Consider the following 21,043-nt stretch of genomic DNA (forward strand, 5'->3'; position numbering starts at 1 on the left):
GTGCGCCGGGGCATCAGGGAGTGCCCCTACTCCAATATCAGGGGAGGGCCAGGGTCGCCGTGGGTGCCCCGGGCGCCCCGGGGCCGTCACCATGGAGTCATGACCGCTTCCCCGTCCGCCGCACCCCCCGGCGAGGCACCCCCCGGCGCCCCGGCGGGCGCACCGAAACCGCAGCTGACGCGGAGCCCCCGGCAGAAGGTGGTGGCGGGGGTGTGCGGCGGTCTCGGCCGGTACTTCGACGTGGACCCGGTCATCTTCCGCGTGGTCCTCGGTGTCCTCGCCGTCGCCGGCGGCACCGGGCTGATCCTCTACGGCTTCGCGTGGCTGCTGCTCCCGGTGGACGGCGAGGAGGAGAACGAGTTCCGCAGGCTGCTCTCCGGCCGGGTGGAGGGTGCGTCGCTGGTGGCGCTGCTCCTCGCGCTGGTCGGCTGCGGGCTCTTCCTCTCGATGATCAACAACGGCGGGGTCCTGGCGTTCGCCGTACTGCTGATGCTGGCCGTCGCCGGGTTCTCGGTGTGGACGCGGCACGGCCGGCCGGCCGCGACGGACGAGGAGCCCGACCGGGCCGACCGGGAACCCGCACCGTCCGCGCCCCGCACCGCCCCGGCCCCGCCGCCCTCCGGACGGGGCTCGGTGCCTCCCGAGGTCAAGGCGCCCCCGGCGCCGGCCGGTCCCTCGTGGTGGCGGGACCCGATCGTCAAGGACGGCACGACCGGACCGGTGGGCCCGGGTTATCTGTGGGGCCCGGCGGACGCGGTGCCCCGCCCCGCGGACGAGGCGGCCGACGCGGACGAGGCACGCCGGAAGCACGGCGGGCACGGGCCGCACCGGAAGCATCCGGGGCACCCGCACGGGAAGTACGTACCGCCCGTCGCCACCGATCCGCGGGAGAAGACGCACGGGCCGCACTCGATCGGGTTCCTGGTGCGGTTCCTGGCGATCGTCGCGGGGGTGGCGGCGGCCTGGCCCGGCTGGGGCAGGCACCCGCTGGGCGAGAGCCTGCAGATCGGGGCCGTCGCGGCGCTCGCGGTCCTCGGGGTGGGGCTGCTGGTCGCCTCGTTCTTCGGGCGGACCGGTTTCGGGACGCTGGTGTTCGCGCTGCTCGTCGCGGGGGTTCTCGCCGCGGCGACCGTGCTGCCGAGGGACATCGGGACGACCTGGGCGCGGACCGAGTGGCGTCCCGTCACCGCCGCCGCCCTGGAGCCCTCGTACGACATCGGGGCGGGTACCGCCCGGCTCGACCTGTCCGGTCTGGACGTCCCGCTGGGGACCACCCTCGCCACCCGGGTGGAGGCGGGGGCCGGGCGCGTGGTGGTGGTCGTCCCGCAGGACGCGACGGTCCGGGTCCGGGCCGAGGTGGGGCTCGGGGACGTGACCCTGCCCGGCGATCCGGCCGGCCAGGACATCGACATCGCCCCGGACCGGCGGACCACCCGCACACTCGCGCCCCCGGAGGGCGCGGACCTGGCCGGCACGATCGAGCTGCGCCTGGAAGTCGGTCTCGGACAGGTGGAGGTCACCCGTGCTGCTTCATGAGTTCCGGCCGGGCCGCGCGGTCCTCGGCCTGACCCTGCTGGCCCTCTCGGGGGGGTACGCGGCCGACTGGGCCGGTGCCTGGCAGGCGCCGTGGGTGTTCTTCGTCGCGGTGCTGGGCGGCGGGCTCTTCCTCGCCGCCGTGGCCGCCCAGGTCGCCTACAGGCTCCGGCGGCGGCGCGGCGGCAGGAGCCTGTCCAGCGAGAAGGGGCCCGATCCGGCGAGCAGCAACGGCAGCCAGGCCATGAGGTAGACGAGGTCGTTGCCGTAGTAGTACGGGGTGGCCTGCCAGCTGACGGTGAGCCAGAGGCTCAGCGAGATCAGCGCGCCGCCGAGCGCCGCGAGCCGGCCCCAGAGCCCGAACAGGGTGCCGATGCCGACGGCGAGCTCGCCGAGTGCGATGGCGTACCCGAAGCCGACCGGACCGTGCAGCGCCAGGTCGACGAGCCAGGGTGCGCCGGCGGAGTCGCGTACACCGCGCATCTGGTCGCCGATCGAACCCGCGCCGCTGGACGACAGGAACGCGCTGTCCGTCAGCTTGTCGAGTCCGGCGTAGACGAAGGTGACGCCGAGGAAGACGCGCAGCGGCAGCAGCGCGTAGGTGCGCGCCTGCTCCCTCAGCCCTTTGGGTTCGCCGGGAACGCGTCCGTAACCGTTGCTTCCGTGGCCCTGCATGAACTGCCCCACCTTTCCGTTGCCCCGTCAACAGACCATACGTAAGAACACACGTACGTGGGGGCAGAGGGTGGCTTCCGGCGCACGCCACGCGTACGGGGGCGTGCACACCGGCGCACATCGGGCGGACCGGACACCGTGCGGCGGGTCCGTGTCACGAACCCGCACCCGTCCGTCCCCGTACGCGATACACGGGTGGCGGAGCACCGGCCCGCTCGCCGAGGATGCCCGTATGACCGACGCCCAGCACCCCCCGGAGCACTCCCGGACCGCCCCGGGGGTTTCCCCGACCGCCCCGGAGGACGCGGCTGCAGCGGTGGACGCGGCCTACGCGAAGGCCGCGAACTCCCCCGAGGACGCGGGCTCCCCCGCGGGCGCGGACCACCCGGACGGCACGGACCTCCCGTCCCGAGGACGCACGCTCGTCGTTCTCCTCGTGGTGAGCGCCGTGCTGCTGACCCCGCTGTTCCTCGGGTTCTGGTACTACGCCGAAGAGGCGATCCGGAACAAGAGCGTCACCGACTGGCAGGGCAACCACGAGACGAAGCTCGCCCTGCAGCGCACCGCCCTGCTGTTCTTCGGACTGCCGGTCGTCTGCGTCGCCTGCGGATGCGTCGTCGCCTCGCTCCGCGACCGCCCGGCCGCCGTCCCCGCCGCGCGCTCTCTGCTGACCAGCGCGGTCCTGCTGTGGCTGATCCTCGGCGGATCGGTCTTCACGACCTTCATGGCCGCACCCGTGTTCTGAGCGGGTCAGTCCGTCACGTCGATCCGGCAGCTGTTGGTCTCCACCCCGGCGGCCGTCACCACCTGGACGTCCACCGAGCCGGGTTCGACCTCCACCGGCACGGGCACGGTGAGGACCGTGTCGGTCGGGTTGGCGAATCCGCCGCTGACGGGGATCAGCGGGACGTGGACGTGGACCGTCCCTATCCGGACGACGAGCCGGGCCAGTCCGGCCGGGCCGCCCGCGCCGGGCGGTACGAAGCCGGCGCCCCGGATCTCGATGTCGTCGCCGGTACGGATCGGGGCGTCCAGGTCGCCGGCCTCGCGGGCCCGGACGACGGAGAGGACCACCGGCCGGCCGCCCTCCGCGTACTTCCCCGCGAAGTAGGTCGCCGCCGAGACCGCCACCAGCAGCGCGAGCCCCCACGGCAGGTCCGGGAGCTGCTCGGGCCGACGGGCGAGGCGGACCGCCGCGAAGAGCACCGCGACGCCGTTGACCAGCACGTAACTCACGTCCGTGAAGCTGCCGCGGCCGGAGTCGTCGGTCAGCAGGTCGGCGGCGCGCGGCCGGTCGGCCCGGATCTTCTGGAGCCGCTGCGCCAGTACGCGCACGGAGACGACCCGGCGGACGACGACGGCGACGGCGCACACCAGCGCCAGCACCGTCAGCACCCCCGCCGAGCGCGTCAGGTCCAGCCCCTCGATGAGCGCGTCCCGCTCCTCGTGGTCGGAAGCCCCGGCCAGCTGGAGGGAGAGCACCAGGACGGCGAAGACGGCGAGAAGCACCCAGCAGGCGGCGACGGTCCGCGAGGTGGAGAGCCGGTTGTCCTCGCCGATGAGCGGGGCGAGCAGACCGCCGCGCGCCCGGTGGTACGACGCGGCGACGGCCAGCAGCACGGCGGTGACGAGCCCGGCGATCAGCCCGGCGGTACGGGCGGTGGACCAGCCGGCGCCGATCGCGGTGGCGGTCTCGCCGAGGACGAGCGCGACGAGCGCGACCGCGATGACGGCCAGGGTCCGCAGCCGTACCAGGTGGAACCAGGCGTCGCCGGCATCCCGGCCGCGGTCGGCGACCGCCCGGGCGGCGCCGGTCAGCTCGTCGGAGACCCACTGGCGGGAGGCCGAAGGCGACTGCCGCACCCCGGCGGGCAGCCCCTTCCCGGCGGCGAGTTCGTCCCGTTTGGCGAGGAAGGCGGCGACCGCGCGCCGGTGTCCTTCGCGTGCCCCGTGCGGGCAGTCGCCGCACGTACAGCCCCCGCCGTGCGTCCCGCTTGCCCTCGCCTCGTCCAACGCCACGACCCGTGCCGCCCTTTCCCGCCCCGGTACAGCCAACTCACTTACGTTTTTTGTGAATTGTGCCGTACCGGACGCCTTCGGACCGCATCGGGGCGGCCCGGCGGCCCCGTTTCGCGCACCTGTGCCCCGGCGTGCTCCCGGCGGACGGGCCCGGACACGGCGATGCCGCCGCTCCCACGGGGGAGAACGGCGGCATCGTCAGGGGTTCGCGGGGAGGATCACTCCCACTCGATGGTCCCCGGCGGCTTGCTCGTCACGTCGAGGACGACGCGGTTGACGTCGGCGACCTCGTTGGTGATGCGGGTGGAGATCTTCGCCAGCGTCTCGTACGGCAGGCGCGACCAGTCGGCCGTCATGGCGTCCTCGGAGGACACCGGGCGCAGCACGATCGGGTGACCGTAGGTGCGGCCGTCGCCCTGGACGCCGACCGAGCGGACGTCGGCGAGGAGGACCACCGGGCACTGCCAGATCTCTCGGTCGAGACCGGCGGCCGTCAGCTCCTCGCGGGCGATGGCGTCGGCCTCGCGCAGCAGGTCGAGGCGCTCCTTGGTGACGTCGCCGACGATGCGGATGCCCAGGCCGGGACCGGGGAACGGCTGGCGCTGGACGATCTCCTCCGGCAGGCCGAGCTCCTGGCCGACCATCCGGACCTCGTCCTTGAACAGCTGGCGCAGCGGCTCGATCAGCTCGAACTCGATGTCGTCGGGGAGACCGCCGACGTTGTGGTGCGACTTGATGTTGGCGGTGCCGGTGCCGCCGCCGGACTCGACGACGTCCGGGTAGAGGGTGCCCTGCACGAGGAAGGCGACCTGCTCGCCGTCGGCCGCGCCCTCGGCGATGATCTCCGCCTGGGCCTGCTCGAAGACGCGGATGAACTCGCGGCCGATGATCTTCCGCTTCTGCTCCGGGTCGGAGACTCCGGCGAGCGCGTCGAGGAAGCGCTTCTCGGCGTCGACGACCTTCAGCTGGACGCCGGTGGCGGCCACGAAGTCCTTCTCGACCTGCTCGGTCTCGCCCTTGCGCATCAGACCGTGGTCGACGTAGACGCAGGTGAGCTGGGAGCCGATGGCCTTCTGCACGAGGGCCGCGGCGACCGCGGAGTCCACGCCGCCGGAGAGGCCGCAGATGGCGCGCTTGGTGCCGACCTGCTCGCGGATGAGAGCGACCTGTTCCTCGACGACGTTGGTGGTCGTCCAGGTCGGCTCGATGCCCGCGCCGCGGTAGAGGAAGTGCTCCAGGATCTGCTGCCCGTGGGTCGAGTGCATGACCTCCGGGTGGTACTGGACGCCGTAGAGCTTCTTCTCGTCGTTCTCGAAGGCGGCGACCGGGACGACGTCGGTGGACGCGGTCACGGTGAAGCCCTCGGGAGCGGCGGAGCAGGCGTCGCCGTGCGACATCCAGACGGCCTGCTCGTCGGGGGTGCCCTCGAAGAGGGTGGAGCCCGACTTCGTGACGGTGAGCGGGGTACGGCCGTACTCGCGGGCACCGTTGTCGTCGACGGTGCCGCCGAGCGTGGTCGCCATCAGCTGGAAGCCGTAGCACATGCCGAAGACCGGCACCCCGGCCTCGAACAGCGAGCGGTCGATCGAGGGCGCGCCCTCCGCGTACACCGAGGACGGGCCGCCGGACAGGATGATCGCGCGGGGGTTCTTCGCCAGCATCTCGGCCACCGGCATGGTGGACGGGACGATCTCGCTGTAGACCCGGGCCTCACGGACGCGGCGGGCGATGAGCTGGGCGTACTGCGCGCCGAAGTCGACGACGAGAACCACGTCGGTGGTCATGTCGGGGGCGGCGGGGGGTGCTGCTGGCACGAGGCGGCCTTCCGGCGGTGAGAGGGGTCGGTCCTTCAATGTTACCGGCCGCGGCGAAGACGCCTCCCTCGTCCCCGTTCCGCCGCCGTCCCACCGGACCGTCCCGTTCCGCCGCCGCCGTCTCACCATCCGGGCCCCCGTGGGGCGGCGGACCGGGCGGGTCCATACTGACTCCATGCGTCAGCACACGATCCACGTCTTTACCTATGACATCCGGCCCGCCGGGTGTCATAGTCGTGCTGCTTGAGCAACTGACGAGCGACCTTCCAGACGCCCCGGGCCGACAGGCCCGGGGCGTCTTGGCGTTCGAGGGGCTGTCGGCCCGGGGCCCGTACCCCGACATCCCGATCAGGAGTCCGACCATGAGCATCGCCACCACCCCCGCCGCCACCTCCTCCACGACGGCCACCGGGCCCGCCGCCCCCGCCGCCGGAAGCCCGCAGCCCGCGAAGACCGCGAAGACCGCTGAGACCGTTGGGACCGCTGGGACCGCTGGGACCGTTGGGACCGCTGGGACCGTTGGGACCGTTGGGGCCGCGAAGACCTCGACGACCGCGAAGACCGCGACGGAGGTGACCGGGGCGCGCACCGAGGAGGCCGCCGCGCTGATCGGCGGCGCCCGGACACGGATCGACGCCTTGGACGATCGGATCATCGGACTGGTGCAGGAGCGGATGGCGGTGTCGGCGGTCATCCAGGAGGCGAGGATCACGTCCGGGGGCCGCCGGGTGAACCTCTCCCGCGAGATGGAGGTGCTCAGCCACTTCCGGGACGCGCTCGGGAAGCCCGGTACCCCGCTCGCGATGACGCTGCTGGAGCTCTGTCGCGGCCAGGTGTGAACCCGGCGCGCGGCAAAGTGCGCGCGGGCGCTCCGCCGCGCCCAGGGCTGTACGGCCGCACCCCCGTTCGGTCTCCGTCTCACCCGTACGGAGCGTGTCCGGCCCCGGCCGGTCTTCGTTGTTCGGGGTGTCCGTGCCAACCAGGGGCGGCGTCGGCAGGAAAGCGCGCGTGGCTCCGCTCGGACGTGTGACGTATCTCAGGTGCGTCGTGGGACCGCGTCCCGGCGTCAGGGTCGTCCCGCACTTCGTGGTGGATCGGTGCGCGGCGTCGGATGTGGTGCGTCGCAAGGCGCAGGGGCGTCCGCATACGGGATGGAGCGGGACGTTCCGACAACGCGGCGAGGTGCCGTGGCCGTCGTCGCGCACCCGCCAGGAATCGCGGGACAGCCCTGGGTGACCGGTCGGCAGGGGACAGCAGTCCGGTCACCCGTGTGGGGGCCGGCTCCGGGGACACCCGGGGCCGGCCCCCACCGCTTTCTCCGTACGTCCCGCCCTCAGGTCTTCGGCGCCGGCTTCGGTGGTACGGCCGGGATGCCCAGGAACGGCAGTTTCAGCGCGCCGAACGCCTCCTCGGGCACCACCGGCGCGACGGGCTTCACCGGGGTCAGCCGCTCGTACGCCTGACTCTGGGCCGGTCGCGGGTCCACCTCGCCCTTGTTGGGCCAGAACGACATGGCGCGCTCGGCCTGCGCGGTGATCGTCAGCGACGGGTTGACGCCCAGGTTGGCGGAGACCGCCGAGCCGTCCACCACCGAGATCCCGGGGTGGCCGTGCAGCCGGTGGTACGGGTCGATGACGCCCTCCGCCGTGCTCGCCCCGATCGGGCAGCCACCGAGGAAGTGCGCGGTGAGCGGGGTGCCCATCAGCTCGCCGATGTTGGACCCGGCGAAGCCGTTGATCTCCGCCGCGAGCAGCGAGGCGGCCTGTGTGGCCTCGGCGATCTGGGTCGGGTTCGGTGCCCCGTGGCCCTGCCGGGCGGTGAGCAGGCCCTTTCCGATGCCGCTGGGCTTGCGGTAGGCGGTCAGCGAGTTGTCGAGCGACTGCATGACGAGCCCGATGATGGTCCGCTCGGACCACTTGCGGTTGGAGAGCGAGCGGGCCGCGATCGTGGGGTGCCTGATGACCTTGCCGACCCAGGCGAGCACCCGCCGGCGCGCGAACGGCACCTGGAGGATGGTGAGGCCGCCCATGGCGTTGGAGCCCTTGCCGTAGCGGACCGGCTCGATGTGGGTGCTGGCGTCCGGGTGGATCGAGGACGTGATCGCGACGCCCTTGGTGAAGTCGGGCTTGGTGCCGTGCGTGCGGCGGTAGCGGCGGTCGCTGGTCTGCGCGCCGACCAGCCCCTCGGAGTTGGTACGGGTCAGCTCGCCGAGCCGGTCCGAGAGCCGGGGCAGCCGCCCCTCGTCCTTCATCCGGTGCAGCAGCGTCTGGGTGCCGTACGTGCCCGCCGCGACGATCACGTACCGGGCCCGGAGCGTGCGGGGCGCGGCCTTGCGGCGGCGGTCGGTGGGAACGGTCTCGACCCGGTGGCCGTGTTCCGGGCCGTCCGGGTCCTCGGTGACGGAGAGCACGGTCGTCATCGGGTGGATGACGGCCCCGGCCTTCTCGGCGAGGTGGAGGTAGTTCTCGGTGAGGGTGTTCTTCGCTCCGTGGCGGCAGCCGGTCATGCACTCGCCGCATTCGGTGCAGGCCTTCCGGGCGGGCCCGGCGCCGCCGAAGTACGGGTCGGCGACCGTGCCGCCGGGCTCCGCCTTCGCCGTGCCGTCGGCGTCCCGGCCGTCGCCGAAGAACACCCCGACGGGTGCCAGGTGGAAGGTGTCGCCGACGCCCATCGCCTCGGCGGTCGCCTTGAGGTGGACGTCGGAGGGGGTCGTCGTCGGGTTGAGCCGTACCCCGAGCATCCGGGTGGCCTGGTCGTAGTAAGGCCGCAGCTCGTCCTGCCAGTTGGTGATGCCCGCCCACTGGCGGTCCTCGAAGAACGCGGCCGGCGGCACGTACAGCGTGTTCGCGTAGTTCAGCGAGCCACCGCCGACGCCGGCTCCGGCCAGCACCATGACCTTGCCGAGGAGGTGCACCCGCTGGATGCCGTAGAGGCCGAGGGCGGGGGCCCAGAGGTAGTTCCTCAGGTCCCAGGAGTTCCTGGGCAGCGTCCCCGGGGTGAAGCGGCGGCCCGCCTCCAGCACCCCGACCCGGTACCCCTTCTCGGTCAGCCGGAGCGCCGATACCGCGCCGCCGAAGCCCGAGCCGACGACCAGGACGTCGTAGTCGAAGGCGGTTTCGGAGGCGGTGTCGACGCCGTCGGCCCGATGGCGGGCAGCGCTGTCCTCGGGCATGGCTCTCCTCGTTCTCGTCGCGATGTCTCGCGGACCTCGGTGGAACCTGCTGGGGTCGTCACGGACGGCCGCGCGCGATCAGCGCAGCCGGAACGCCTTCATCGCCTTGAGGCTGCGGCTCATGAACGCCGCGTACTTCTCGTCGTCCATCCCGAAGGCCGGGGCGAGCGGGATCAGCCGCTGCTGGGCGACGGTCTGTGCCTCGGTGTACTTGAGGATTCCCTCGGAGCCGTGCCGTCGGCCCAGCCCGGAGTCCTTCATGCCGCCCATCGGGGACTGCACGCTGCCGTAGGCGGGGGCGTACCCCTCGTTGATGTTGACCGTGCCGGTGTTCAGCCGGGCGGCGACCCGGTGGCCGCGCCGGGAGTCCTTGGTCCAGACGCTGGCGTTGAGGCCGTAGGGGGTGGCGTTGGCGAGGGCGATCGCCTCGTCCTCGTCGGTGAAGCGGTAGACCGAGACGACCGGGCCGAAGGTCTCCTGGGCGCAGACCTCCATGGGCGCCTCGACGCCTTCGAGGATGGTCGGCTCGTAGAAGAGCGGGCCGATGTCGGGGCGTGCCTTCCCGCCCGCGACGAGGGTGGCACCCTTGGCGACGGCCTCGTCCACGTGCCGGACGACGGCCTCCAGCTGGCGTTCCCCGGCGAGCGAACCCATGTCCGCGCCGTACGCGAGGGAGCCGCCGAGCCGCATCGCCTTGGTCCGCGCGGCGAAGCGGGCCACGAAGTCGTCGGCGACGGACTCGTGGACGTACAGCCGCTCGATGGAGATGCAGAGCTGCCCCGCGGAGGAGAAGCAGGCGCGGACGGCACCGGCGGCGGCCTTCTCCACGTCGGCGTCGGCCAGCACCAGCATGGGGTTCTTGCCGCCGAGCTCCAGCGAGACGCCGACCAGCCGGGCCGCCGCGCCCTGGGCGACCTCGCGGCCGGTTCGGGTGGAGCCGGTGAAGGAGACGTAGTCCGCGCGCTGGACGACCTCGGGGCCGACGACCGGGCCCTCGCCGAGCACCACCTGGAAGACCTCGGCGGGCAGTCCGGCCTCGATCAGAAGGTCACGGGCCCAGAGGGCGGTCAGCGCGGTCTCGGTGTCGGGCTTCATCACGACGGCGTTGCCGGAGACGAAGGCGGGCAGCGCGTCGCCGACGGAGAGTTCCAGCGGGTAGTTCCACGGGGCGATCTGGCCGACGACCCCGCGCGGTTGGCGCAGCTCGGTGACCTTGGTCAGCGTCGGTACGACCCCGGTGTGCCGCTTCGGGCGCAGGTACGCGGGCGCCTTGCGCCCGTAGTGGCGGGAGGCGACGGCGACGGCCTGCACCTCCTCGTGGGCGTGCAGCCGGGCCTTGCCGGTCTCCAGCTGGATGAGGTCGAGCACCTCGGCCTGGCGCTGGAGCACCAGGTCGTGGAAGCGGAGCAGCACGGCGGCCCGGGTGCGTACGGGGGTGGCGGCCCAGACGGGCTGGGCGGCGCGGGCCCGTTCGAAGGCGGTCGCCACGTCCTCGGGGGTGGACTCCGGCAGGTCGGCCAGCTTCTCGCCGGTGATCGGGGTGTGGTTGGCGGTCCGTCCCGAGCCGACGACACCGCGGACCAGCCGGGCGACCAGGTCGGGGGTGACCACGTCGGCCGCCGTGCGTACGCCCGCCGGGGCCGCCGCCACCGGGTTGGTCCCGGCGGCCGGGGCCGCCTGCGAGTCGGCCGCGTCCGTGTCCGCCGCCTGCGAGTCCGCTGCCTTCGTGTCCGCTGCCTGCGAGTCCGTCATGAGGGCGAGGGTAAGTCCACCGGACGACTTTGGGTACCCGTGGGTAACAGCCTTTTCACACTCCCCACACCCGGCCAGTGATCACTGGCGACGTAACCGCTGATCAGCGCGGTTACCCGTCCGGCACCACGTGATCGGGCCGATGGGGGCGCGACGCGGGCCCCGGCCCCGCGCCCGCCTCCCGCCGCACCGGCCGCGCGCGGGTCACCCGGTCCCGACGGGCGGGCGCCAGCTCCTCAGCATGGTGTCGAACAGCTGCCGGGTGTCGTCCCAGTCGTCCACCGGGGCGGTCAGGTAGAGCGCGTACTCCGGACCGCCGGTGTCCCCGCCGAAGTACATCTGGTCGATGCCGCGCCGCTCCCCCGGATGGTCCTTCGTCTCCGTCCAGGTGAAATCCCACAGCGAGCCGGGGTAGTCGCGGAAGGTGTTCTCCTCCAGCGAGACGCGCGCGTACCCGGGCAGCCGGTCCACGAGCTTCCCCTCCATGTTGAGCATGTGGGCGTACGGGGTGTCGAAGTCGGGTGCGTCGTCGATGCTGATGCGGATGCGGTGCCCGCCCTCGTCCGGGGTGTAGTCGATCTGGGTGCCCTCCGTCCGGCGCTCCCAGCCCTCCGGTACGGCGAGCGTGAAGCCGGCCGGGTCCTGCACCCGCTTCCAGCCCGCCGGTATCGCGGAGCCCGCCGTCCCGCCGGACCCGGCGGTCGGCGAAGCGGCGGTGCCGGAGGGGTCCACCGAAGGGTCGGCGGCCTCGTCCGAGGGGCGCGCGGTGGCGGACTCCCCCGCGGTGACGGTGGGCGAGGGCGGTGCGGCGTCGTCGTCCGAGCCGGTACCGGCGTAGTGCATCGCGCCCAGTCCGGCCCCGGTACCGAGCACCGCCGCGACCACCACGGCCACCACCGTGTTGCGGCGCCGCCGCGATCCTGCCTTCGGTCCGGTCGCCGCGGTGGTGCCGCCCGGCGGCGTTCCGTACGGGAAGCCGGCCGGGGGCGTGGGGGCGCCGAAGCCGGGTGCGGGCGACGCCGTCACCGGCTGCCCGGCCGGGGCACCGTGACCGTGGCCGGGCGGAGCCTGCCCGTGCCGGGGTTCCACCGGCACGGTCGGTCCGGTGACGGGGCCCTGCCCGGTCACGGTCCCACCGGCCGGCGGCGGGTTCGTGTCGCTCCGCGTCCCGCCCGGGTAGTGCCGTGTGTCCACGTACACCTGCGCGGTCCGCGGTTCGCGGCCGGTCAGCACGGACCGCAGCATCCGCTCGGTCTCGACGGCCGAGGGCCGGCCCGCCGGGTCCTTGCACAGCAGGGCGGCGATCACCGGACCGAGGGTGCCCGCCGACGCGGGGATCGACGGTTCGTCGGTGACGACCGCCTGCATGGTCGCGATGGGGGACGAGCGACGGAACGGCGAGCGGCCGTCGATCGCCGCGAACAGCGTGGCGCCGAGCGACCAGAGGTCGGACGCGGGACCGGGGTCGTGGCCCTGCACCCGCTCGGGCGCCAGATAGTCGATGGACCCGATGAGTTCGCCGGTCCGGGTGATGGTCGAGTCGCCCTCGATGGCGGCGATGCCGAAATCGGTGAGGAGGATCTGGCCGTTGCGGGCGAGCAGGACGTTGCCGGGCTTGACGTCCCGGTGCAGTACCCCCGCCGCGTGCGCGGCACCCAGCGCGCCGAGCACCCCGAGCCCGATACGCGCCGCCTCGTGCGGGGTGACCTCGCCGTTCTCCTTGGCGGAGTCGGCGAGTGACGGCCCGTCGACGAACTGCATGACGATCCACGGGCGGTCGTCGTGCTCCAGCACGTCGTGGACGGTGACCACCCCGGGGTGGCTGATGCGGGCGGCGGCGCGCGCCTCCTTGCGGGTACGGGCGTGCAGCACGACCCGGTCGGCCTCCGCGACGTACAGCCCCGCGGTCAGCTCCTTGACGGCGACCGTGCGGTGGAGCAGTTCGTCCTCGGCCCGCCACACCTTGCCCATGCCGCCCCGGCCCAGTACGTCCACCAGCCGGTACCGCCCCGCGAGCACCAGTCCCGGCGCCGTCGCGGCGACCCTGTCGGTACGCCTGCCGCTGTTCGATGAGTGATCCACGTGTCGTCCCCGCCCCGTTCCTCAGGTGCCAGGTTACGGAGGGGCCCGGAGGCGGGGAACCTCGCACCGCCCATGAGACCGCACTGTGATGACCCCGGACGGCGCCGTACCGGAACATTCCGGACCGTCAGGAGGTCACCTTGTACGAGGAGATGACCTGCTGGTAGATGCTGGAGACCTGGTCACGCTCGTTGACCGGGCCGATGACCTGGATGACGTGGTACCGGCCGTCGACGATCATCGCGAGGTTGCGGACGTACACCTCACGGCCGTTGCCGTCCTGCCAGGTGTACTGCCCCTCGGCCATGGCCTGCCGGCCGACGTCGACCCGGCGGAGCCCGGTGGCCGTGGCCCAGGAGGAGTCGCGGAACGGCTGCAACTCCGCCTCCTTGTCGCGCTGGTACGCCAGCGGATCGGAGCCGTTGGCCTGCACGGTGTCCCGGCCCGGCACGACGAGCAGGCTGAACCCGTCGCTGCCGTAGCGAATCTGCCCGTCCGTGTTGGCCGGGCTGCGCTGCCAGTCCTTCAACACGCCCACCTCGAACCCTTCCGGGTCCTTGCGGAGCGTGTACCCCGGCGGGAGCGCGACGGCGGACCGGCTCGTCTGCGGGTCCTGGGTACCGGGCGCTTCCGTGGTCTTGCCGGACGGGGACGGCTTCTCCGCGGGCGGCCGGGAGCCGGCCGGGGTCGCGGAGTCGGTGGCCGCCGGGGTGGGAGCGGCGCCCGTACGGGTGGCGTCGTCGTTCTTCGGCATGAACAGCATCGCGTAGACCACGGCACCGGCCAGCGCCAGCAGCACGAGCACCAGGAGCAGCCGGCCGAGGCGGCGCGGCGGCCTGTCGCCGGTGTCCCGGAGCACCTTGGGTTCGCGCGGACCACGCGGGGGCTTGCGCCCCTGCGTCTCCTGAGGCTGGTGGTACGTGTGTTGCTGAGGGGGCTCCTGGTACGCCCGCTCGTCGGCCTCCGGGTAGGCGTGCAGCCCCAAGGACTCCAGCCCGCCCTCGGCCTGGCCGCCGCCCTGACCGCCGTGGGCGGACTGGCGGTGCCGGCCCTGCGAGGCGGAACGGAAGCGGCCCCGGCGCCTGCGGACGAGTTCGCCCTTGCGGCGGACGATGGGCAGTTTGGTGGCGTCGTCGGCGGGGAGCGGTACGACGTCCGAGCCCGCCTCGGGCTCCGGGGCGGACCGGATGAGGGAGCGCAGCCAGCCGCGCAGCTCCTCGAAGTCGGGCCGTTCGGCGGGGTCCTGGCGCAGCAACGACTCCACGACCGGCCGCAGCGGACCGCTCTCCTCCGCGAAGGCGGGCGGCTCCCCGCACACCATCTGGACGAGCTCGGCGGCGTTCTCCTCCGGGTAGGGCGCGTGCCCCTGGACGGCGCGGTAGAGCAGCGCGCCCAGCGCCCAGAGATCGGTGGACGGACCGATGGGCGGGGCGAGTTGCCAGTTCTCGTGGACCGGCCCGGCCTGTTCGGGCGCCCACCGCTCGGTGACGGCTCCGACGACGGCGATACGGGCCTGGCGGGCGCGTTCGGCGGCGAGCGGGGTGGCGGGCCCCCGGTAGACGGGGCCCTGGTCACCGGCGGCGACGACGGCGTCCCAGCTGCCGGCGGGAACACGTTCGACGGCGGCCCCGGACCGGGCGGCGGGCAGCACCTCGCGCCGGGTGTCGGCCCGCAGGGCGTCGGCGCCGGAACCGCCTGCGGGCACGGGACGACCCGGGTCGCCGTCCTCCCAGGAACCGGCCAGGTGAACGCGGCGGCCCGGTGCGGCCGGACCCGGGTCCTCCGGGTCGTCGTCCTCCTCGTCGTCCTCCTCGTCGTACCGGTCCGGGTAGAGGTCGGCGGACGAGCGGCCCCAGCCGCTGGGCAGCGGCGGCAGCGCACCGGCGGCGGGACGCGGAGGCGGCAGCAGCCCCGGCCCGTCCACGGCCTCGGCCCGGCGCTGCTCGTCCGCGAGCCGTTCCTCCTCGGCCCGGCGCTGCTCGTCCGCGAGCCGTTCCTCCTCGGCCCGGCGCTGCTCGTCCGCGAGTCGTTCCTCCTCGGCCCGGCGCTGCTCCTCGGCGCGCTGCTGTTCCTCGGTGACGCGGGCCGAGGCCGCGAGGGCGCCCGCCCGGTAGGCCGCTATCGCCCCGGCGCGGGCGGCCCGCAGCTGGGCGGCGGTCGCGGCGGCGGGGTCGACGGGCGGCGGCGGGGCAGCGGGCGGCGTCTCCGGGCCCGGGAGCCGGCGCTGCGGGACGGGGGGTGCCGCCGGGCGTGGCACCAGTTCGTGCCCACCGCCCTCCGGCGGCGCGTCCGGGCCCGGGTGGTGGGCGCCGGGGTACGCCTGGGCGCCCTTCGCATAGGGGTCGCGGGACTCGGGTCGCGGGGCGTACTCCGGACGGTCGGTGTACGGGTCCCGGTCGGTGTACGGGTCCTGGCCGGTGGACGGGTCCCGGTCGGTGTACGGGTCGAAGGGCTCCGGCCGCGGCGCGTACGGGGCGGGTGCGGCGGGCAGCGCGGGCGGAAGCGCGGCGGGCGGCGCGGGGGCGTACCCGGCGAATCGACGGCCGCCGTCACCGCCGTCCCCGCTGCCGTCGGCCTCCCCCTCGTATCCGCTCTCGCGGAGGTGTCCGTCGTCCTCGTATCCGCTCTCGCGGAGGTGTCCGTCGTCGCCGCCGTGCGCGTCGCCGTGTGTGTCGCCGTGCTCGTCCTCGGCCTCGTGCAGGCGGGGCGGGAGTTCCGGTTCGTCCAGGTCGGGCCGGGGCACGGTGACGTACCCGCAGAGCGCTTCCTCGGCGGCGCCCGCCGCGAGGCCGGTCAGCATCACCCGGCCGTCGTCGCAGACCAGCACCGTCCGTACGGTGATGTTGCGGTGGGTCCAGCCGTGCGCGTGCAGCACCCGCAGGGCGGTGAGCACGTCGGAGCCGATCTCGGCGGCGCGGTAGGGGCTGAGGGGGCGTTCGGCCAGCAGCGCGGCGAGAGGACGCGCGGGGACCAGCTCGCTCACGATCCAGAGCGAACCCGCCTCGGCGAACACGTCGAAGACCTGGTCCAGTCGCGGGTGGTCCGGGACCTGGGCGGCGGCCTGCGCGGCCTCTATCGCGCGGCGCACCGCCGGGTCCGAGGAACGGCGTACCGCCCGGCCGGTGGCCCGGCGCACGGGTGACGGCCGGCCGTCACCGTCGAGCACCTCGGCGTCGACGACCTCGGGGAGCGGCACCTGCCGGACCAGGACCTCCTGGCCGCTGTAGGTGTCGAAGGCCCGGGTTTCGAGAAGTTCGTAGGCGTCGTTCGGCGGCAGCGGAAGGCGGTAGCGGTCGGCGAGCACCCGACCCGCGTAGTCGTCCACGACGCCTCCCCAGAGCGCACGGTCCCCCGGTCACGAGATCCGCGCGGCCCGTCACATCACGGTCATGCGCGTACATAAGACACGCCGTCACAGCTGCTTACGGTTCTCAGCCTCTTACGATACGTGGCCGGACGCGACGGCGTGTCCGGGTCACGCAACCCGGGCGGTACGGGCCGGGTGCGGCCTTCGCCGACCGGTGCGGTGACCGCCCGCCGGGGGCGGTCACCGGCGGGCGTCAGTCCTTGGGTGCGAACGTGGCGAACGCCGTCTGGCGCAGGGTGCGGCACTCGTCCTTGTTCCACTCCCCGGCCGGGCAGCTCACCATGATCGAGTAACCGTGCGTGGAGTCGGCCCGGAAACCCCGGTTGAGGACGTGGACCCGCTCGCCGTTCTGCGTGCGCTCGAACTCCCAGTCCGCGACGGTCGGGTAGCCGTTGTACTCGACCTTCTTGATGCCGATGTGCTTGTAGTCGTTGCTCGCGGCGCTCACCCCCGCGACGGCCGCGGTCCATGCCGCGGCGGCGTCCCTGCCGGGAGAGTTGTTGTAGTCGACCTGGACGCGCGGGAAAGAGCCCTTCGACGCGTTGTAGATGCCGCCCGAGTTGGTGCCCGCGATGGCGGTGAGCCCGTAGGACCCGGGCATCGCCATGGTGAAGTGGAAACGGCTGTCGGTGACGGTCTTGTACCCCTGCGGCAGTGCGTCGCCGCCCTTGTCGTCCTTGCCGCCGTCGTCGTCCTTGCCCCCGTCGTCCTCGCCGCTCCCGGTGCCGCCGGGCGAAGCGGCGGACCCCGAGGGGGTGCCGGCCGTGGACGGACTCGCGGAGCCGTCGGAGTTCCCCTGCCCCTGGGTGCCCTCCTTGCCGGTGTCCTTGTCCTTCCCGGAGGCGTCGGCCCCGCCGGTGGATCCGGCCGCGCTCGACTGCCCGCCGGTGTCCTTGCCGCCCGTGTCGTCCCCGCCGAGGCTGAGCGCGAGCACCGTGCCGACGACGGCGAGTACCACGATCCCGGCGATGACCGCCAGGGTCCGGCGCGGCACCACGTCGGTGAGCGAGGCGCGGGTGGACGCGCCGGGGCCGCGCGGCGGCAGTCCGCCGGACGCCGAGGCCGTGGCGGCCCCCGGGGCGACCGGCGTGGCCGGGGTCGCGGCGGTGGCGGCGGGCCCGGAGCCGGCGGCCGGAGCGGCGGCGGGCTTGGCGGGAGGGCCGGCCGGGGTGGCGGAGGAGGCGCTCGAAGCCCCGGCAGCCGCCGCGGCCGCGGCGGCCTTCGAGTTCCGCGTGGCACGCAGGGCGCCGCGCAGCCGGTCCCGGGTCCCCTCGCCGGTACGCGAGGACGCGGGCGTCGCCGCGTCGCCCGCCGGCTTGGTCCCGTCCGCGGGGGACGGGCCCACCCCGGTGGGTACGGCCATGACCTGGGTGGCGTCGGCGGGCGGGGCGGCCGGCCGCTCAGGTGCGTTGACGACCGCGGTGAGCAGGGCCCGCGCACCGGCGTCGTCGAGCCGCTGCTCGGGGTCGCGGGTGAGGAGGCCGTAGATGACGTCCTTCAGCGGACCCGCGTTCTTCGGCGGGTCGAGCGGTTCGGTCATCACGGCCGTCAGCGTGGCGATGGCCGAGCCCTTGTCGTACGGGGGGCTTCCTTCCACGCTCGCGTAGAGCAGACCGCCGAGGGACCAGAGGTCGGCGGGGGGTCCGGGCTTGTGTCCGCGGGCGCGCTCCGGCGAGATGTACGAGGGTGCGCCGACGAGCATGCCCGTGGAGGTCACCGAGGGATCGCCCTCGACCTGGGCGATGCCGAAGTCGGTGAGGACCACTCGGCCTTCCTGGGATATCAGCACGTTGGACGGCTTCACGTCCCGGTGCAGGATGCCCTCGCGGTGCGCGGAGCGCAGTACGTCGAGAATGGCCAGTCCGACCTCGGCCGCCCGGCGGGGCGTCAGGGTGCCGTCCTCACGGATGACTTCGGCGAGGGACTTGCCCTCGATGAGCTCCATGACGATCCACGGGCGGTCGTCCTCGTCCACCACGTCGAACACGGTGACCGCGCTGGTGTTGCGGATGCGTGCGATCGCCTTCGCCTCGCGCAGCGTGCGCGTGATCAGGCGTCGCTTCTCGTCCTCGTCGATGGCCGTGGGGAACCGGAGTTCCTTCACCGCCACCGTGCGGCCCAGCGTCTCGTCGTCGGCGCTCCAGACGGTACCCATACCGCCTCGCCCGAGCACCTTCCCGAGCCGGTACCGTCCCGCGAGAAGACGTCCCTCGGTGTCCCGTTGGGGCCCGTTTGCCTGCTCCGCCTCCGACATGCGTCCCCTCTGCGATCAACCCGCCCTGGCAGAGCGTTCATTGTCCCTCACCCCGGGACCGGTTCTGGTCCCGGGTCCGGGGTCGGCCCCGGTGGGGGCCGGACAAGGGCTCCGGCATACGGCTCTCCGGGCCCCGGTACCCACGGCGCCGGAGCCCTTCGGCCGCCCCGCCGCGGCTTCGTCCGGGCACCGCCGGCCCGGCGGTGCCCCTGCCGACGGGTTCCCCCTCGGCGCCCGGCCATGCCTCGGGCGGGCCGTGCGCGCGGGCCCGTACCGCCTCCGGCTCCGTCGCGCGACGCCCCGTCAGATGGGCACGATGTCCGGTGCTCCGAGCCGCGCCGCGTCGGCGGTCAGGTCGTCGGGCTGGCGCTGCGACTCCCGTTCGGCCTCGACCCGCTTCTCGTAGTGCTCGACCTCACGGTCGACCCTGTCCGCGTCCCAGCCCAGCACCGGGGCCATCAGCTCCGCGCAGACGCGGGCGCTGAGGGTACCCCGGTCGAAGGTCTCGATGGAGATCCGGGTCCGCCGGGTGAGGACGTCGTCCAGGTGGCGGGCGCCCTCGTGCGAGGCCGCGTAGACGATCTCGGCCGCGAGGTAGTCGTCGGCGGCGGGCAGCGGCTCGCCCAGTGCGGGGTTCTCCGCGATCAGCGCGAGGAGTTCCTCGGCCAGCGAGCCGTACCGGTTGAGCAGGTGCTCGACCCGGACGACGTGCAGCCCGGTGGAGGCGGCGATCCGGGCACGGGCGTTCCACAGGGCGCGGTAGCCCTCGGCGCCGAGCAGCGGCACGTCCTCCGTGACGCACTCGGCGACCCGCTGGTCGAGCCCGTGCACGGCCTCGTCCACGGCGTCCTTCGCCATGACCCGGTACGTCGTGTACTTGCCGCCCGCCACCACGACCAGGCCGGGCACCGGGTGCGCCACCGTGTGCTCGCGGGAGAGTTTGCTGGTCGCGTCGGACTCGCCGGCCAGCAGCGGGCGCAGCCCGGCATAGACGCCTTCGACGTCGTCCCTGGTCAGCGGGGTGGCGAGCACGGTGTTGACGTGTTCGAGGAGGTAGTCGATGTCGGCGCTGGAGGCCGCCGGGTGGGCTTTGTCGAGGCTCCAGTCGGTGTCGGTGGTGCCGACGATCCAGTGGCGCCCCCAGGGGATGACGAAGAGGACGGACTTCTCGGTCCGCAGGATCAGCCCGGTCGAGGAGTGGATGCGGTCCTTCGGCACCACGAGGTGGATGCCCTTGGAGGCCCGGACGTGGAACTGTCCGCGTTCGGCGATCAGCGCCTGGGTGTCGTCGGTCCACACACCGGTCGCGTTCACCACCTGCTTGGCCCTGACCTCGTACCGGCCGCCGGTCTCGACGTCCTCGACCAGGGCGCCGACGACGCGTTCGCCCTCCCGGAGGAATCCGGACACCCGCGCGCGGTTCGCCGCGTGCGCGCCGTAGCTGACGGCGGTGCGCACCAGGGTGGCGGTGTAGCGGGCGTCGTCCATCTGGGCGTCGTAGTACTGCAGGGCTCCGACCAGGGCGTCCTTGCGGAGCGCGGGTGCCACGCGCAGGGCGTGGCGGCGGGAGAGGTGGCGGTGGGCGGGGAGCCCCCGGCCGTGTCCGGAGGAGAGGGACATCGCGTCGTAGAGGGCGACGCCGGAGCCCGCGTACAGCCGCTCCCAGCCCTTGTGCTGGAGCGGATAGAGGAACGGCACGGGCTTCACCAGGTGGGGTGCGAGGCGTTCCAGCAGCAGTCCGCGTTCCTTGAGCGCCTCGCGGACCAGGGCGAAGTCGAGCATCTCCAGATAGCGCAGGCCGCCGTGGATGAGCTTGCTGGACCGGCTGGAGGTGCCGGAGGCCCAGTCGCGTGCTTCGACGAGTCCGGTGGCGAGTCCTCTGGTGGCGGCGTCCAGCGCCGTCCCGGCGCCGACCACGCCCGCCCCGACGACCAGAACGTCCAGTTCGCGTTCGGCCATCGCGGCGAGCGCCTCGGCGCGCTCGGCGGGTCCCAGTGTCGATGTCCTCAACTCTGCCTCCCGGTGGATCGGGGTGGTCGGGCACCGGGCGACGTGTCCGGTGATGTCCGGGCGGGCCGGACGTGCCCACCTCCCGATTCTGTCCGCGACGGGCGACTTCAGCCACCGCCTGTGGACAACGCCGCCGCCGGCGGCCGGACGACCGGGTACCGGCGGTGCGCGGCCACGCGCGACAACGATCATCGAATACGACATAAATGCGACATGCAGGTCATATTTACGCCTAGTCTGACCTCGCACGGCCCTCAGCGGTTGCGCTTTCGGCCCTCACGACCCCAGGGCGTGTGGTGAAAGTAGCGCCGTCCCCCGAGGGCGGGCGGGACTTTCACCACACGACCCAAGGGAAGGACGGCCCT

At 73.5% G+C, this 21,043-nt stretch carries 12 protein-coding genes and 1 pseudogene; 4 read left to right on the forward strand and 9 right to left on the reverse strand.

What is annotated here, in order from left to right; translation table 11 throughout:
- Positions 1 to 99 precede the first annotated feature (99 nt).
- Complete coding sequence (locus OHT52_RS10340) at positions 100 to 1,536, forward strand: PspC domain-containing protein (protein WP_328719840.1); 1,437 nt, start codon at positions 100 to 102, stop codon at positions 1,534 to 1,536.
- Positions 1,523 to 1,786, forward strand: coding sequence for a hypothetical protein (locus tag OHT52_RS10345; RefSeq protein ID WP_328719841.1), 264 nt, complete (start codon positions 1,523 to 1,525; stop codon positions 1,784 to 1,786). The genes OHT52_RS10340 and OHT52_RS10345 overlap by 14 nt, the downstream gene beginning before the upstream one ends.
- Here the strand turns inward: OHT52_RS10345 and OHT52_RS10350 are convergent.
- Positions 1,693 to 2,208, reverse strand: a complete 516-nt coding sequence (locus tag OHT52_RS10350) for a DoxX family protein (protein WP_328719842.1) — start codon at positions 2,206 to 2,208, stop codon at positions 1,693 to 1,695. The genes OHT52_RS10345 and OHT52_RS10350 overlap by 94 nt on opposite strands.
- A gap of 232 nt (positions 2,209 to 2,440) precedes the next feature.
- Here OHT52_RS10350 and OHT52_RS10355 point away from each other — a divergent pair, with 232 nt between their 5' ends.
- Positions 2,441 to 2,953: a hypothetical protein gene (locus OHT52_RS10355; protein ID WP_328719843.1), complete on the forward strand. Its 513-nt coding sequence runs from the start codon at positions 2,441 to 2,443 to the stop codon at positions 2,951 to 2,953.
- A gap of 5 nt (positions 2,954 to 2,958) precedes the next feature.
- Here the strand turns inward: OHT52_RS10355 and OHT52_RS10360 are convergent, their stop codons facing one another.
- On the reverse strand, positions 2,959 to 4,227 hold the full coding sequence (locus OHT52_RS10360) for a hypothetical protein (protein WP_328719844.1): 1,269 nt from the start codon (positions 4,225 to 4,227) through the stop codon (positions 2,959 to 2,961).
- Positions 4,228 to 4,445: 218 nt separating this feature from the next.
- Positions 4,446 to 6,041 carry a glutamine-hydrolyzing GMP synthase gene (gene guaA / locus OHT52_RS10365; RefSeq protein WP_328719845.1) on the reverse strand — a complete coding sequence of 532 codons (1,596 nt, stop codon included), beginning with the start codon at positions 6,039 to 6,041 and terminating at the stop codon, positions 4,446 to 4,448.
- 539 nt (positions 6,042 to 6,580) lie between these two features.
- Here guaA and OHT52_RS10370 point away from each other — a divergent pair.
- Positions 6,581 to 6,880: pseudogene (locus OHT52_RS10370) on the forward strand (chorismate mutase); the annotation flags it as partial.
- 494 nt (positions 6,881 to 7,374) lie between these two features.
- Here OHT52_RS10370 and OHT52_RS10375 read toward each other — a convergent pair.
- From OHT52_RS10375 to OHT52_RS10400, 6 genes are all read right to left on the reverse strand, one after another.
- Complete coding sequence (locus OHT52_RS10375; RefSeq protein WP_328719846.1) at positions 7,375 to 9,213, reverse strand: GMC family oxidoreductase; 1,839 nt, start codon at positions 9,211 to 9,213, stop codon at positions 7,375 to 7,377.
- 78 nt (positions 9,214 to 9,291) lie between these two features.
- The gene (locus tag OHT52_RS10380) at positions 9,292 to 10,965 is read right to left on the reverse strand and encodes a succinic semialdehyde dehydrogenase (protein WP_328719847.1); all 1,674 of its coding nucleotides are present in this window, start codon (positions 10,963 to 10,965) and stop codon (positions 9,292 to 9,294) included.
- A 204-nt stretch (positions 10,966 to 11,169) separates the two neighbouring features.
- Positions 11,170 to 12,984: a protein kinase domain-containing protein gene (locus OHT52_RS10385; protein ID WP_328723686.1), complete on the reverse strand. Its 1,815-nt coding sequence runs from the start codon at positions 12,982 to 12,984 to the stop codon at positions 11,170 to 11,172.
- 190 nt (positions 12,985 to 13,174) lie between these two features.
- Positions 13,175 to 16,372: a protein kinase gene (locus tag OHT52_RS10390; RefSeq protein WP_328719848.1), complete on the reverse strand. Its 3,198-nt coding sequence runs from the start codon at positions 16,370 to 16,372 to the stop codon at positions 13,175 to 13,177.
- Positions 16,373 to 16,607: 235 nt separating this feature from the next.
- Complete coding sequence (locus tag OHT52_RS10395; protein WP_328719849.1) at positions 16,608 to 18,668, reverse strand: serine/threonine-protein kinase; 2,061 nt, start codon at positions 18,666 to 18,668, stop codon at positions 16,608 to 16,610.
- Between the two features lie 303 nt (positions 18,669 to 18,971).
- Complete coding sequence (locus OHT52_RS10400) at positions 18,972 to 20,678, reverse strand: glycerol-3-phosphate dehydrogenase/oxidase (protein WP_328719850.1); 1,707 nt, start codon at positions 20,676 to 20,678, stop codon at positions 18,972 to 18,974.
- Positions 20,679 to 21,043 lie beyond the last annotated feature (365 nt).

The sequence above is a fragment of the Streptomyces sp. NBC_00247 genome, assembly GCF_036188265.1.
In the GTDB taxonomy this organism is placed as follows: domain Bacteria; phylum Actinomycetota; class Actinomycetes; order Streptomycetales; family Streptomycetaceae; genus Streptomyces.

What these genes read in the sequence shown, in the direction of transcription:
- OHT52_RS10375 (WP_328719846.1), bottom strand. Translation starts at nt 9,213, where the DNA reads ATGCCCGAGGACAGCGCTGCCCGCCATCGGGCCGACGGCGTCGACACC.
- OHT52_RS10380 (WP_328719847.1), bottom strand. Translation starts at nt 10,965, where the DNA reads ATGACGGACTCGCAGGCAGCGGACACGAAGGCAGCGGACTCGCAGGCG.
- OHT52_RS10350 (WP_328719842.1), bottom strand. Translation starts at nt 2,208, where the DNA reads ATGCAGGGCCACGGAAGCAACGGTTACGGACGCGTTCCCGGCGAACCC.
- OHT52_RS10355 (WP_328719843.1), top strand. Translation starts at nt 2,441, where the DNA reads ATGACCGACGCCCAGCACCCCCCGGAGCACTCCCGGACCGCCCCGGGG.
- OHT52_RS10395 (WP_328719849.1), bottom strand. Translation starts at nt 18,668, where the DNA reads ATGTCGGAGGCGGAGCAGGCAAACGGGCCCCAACGGGACACCGAGGGA.
- OHT52_RS10340 (WP_328719840.1), top strand. Translation starts at nt 100, where the DNA reads ATGACCGCTTCCCCGTCCGCCGCACCCCCCGGCGAGGCACCCCCCGGC.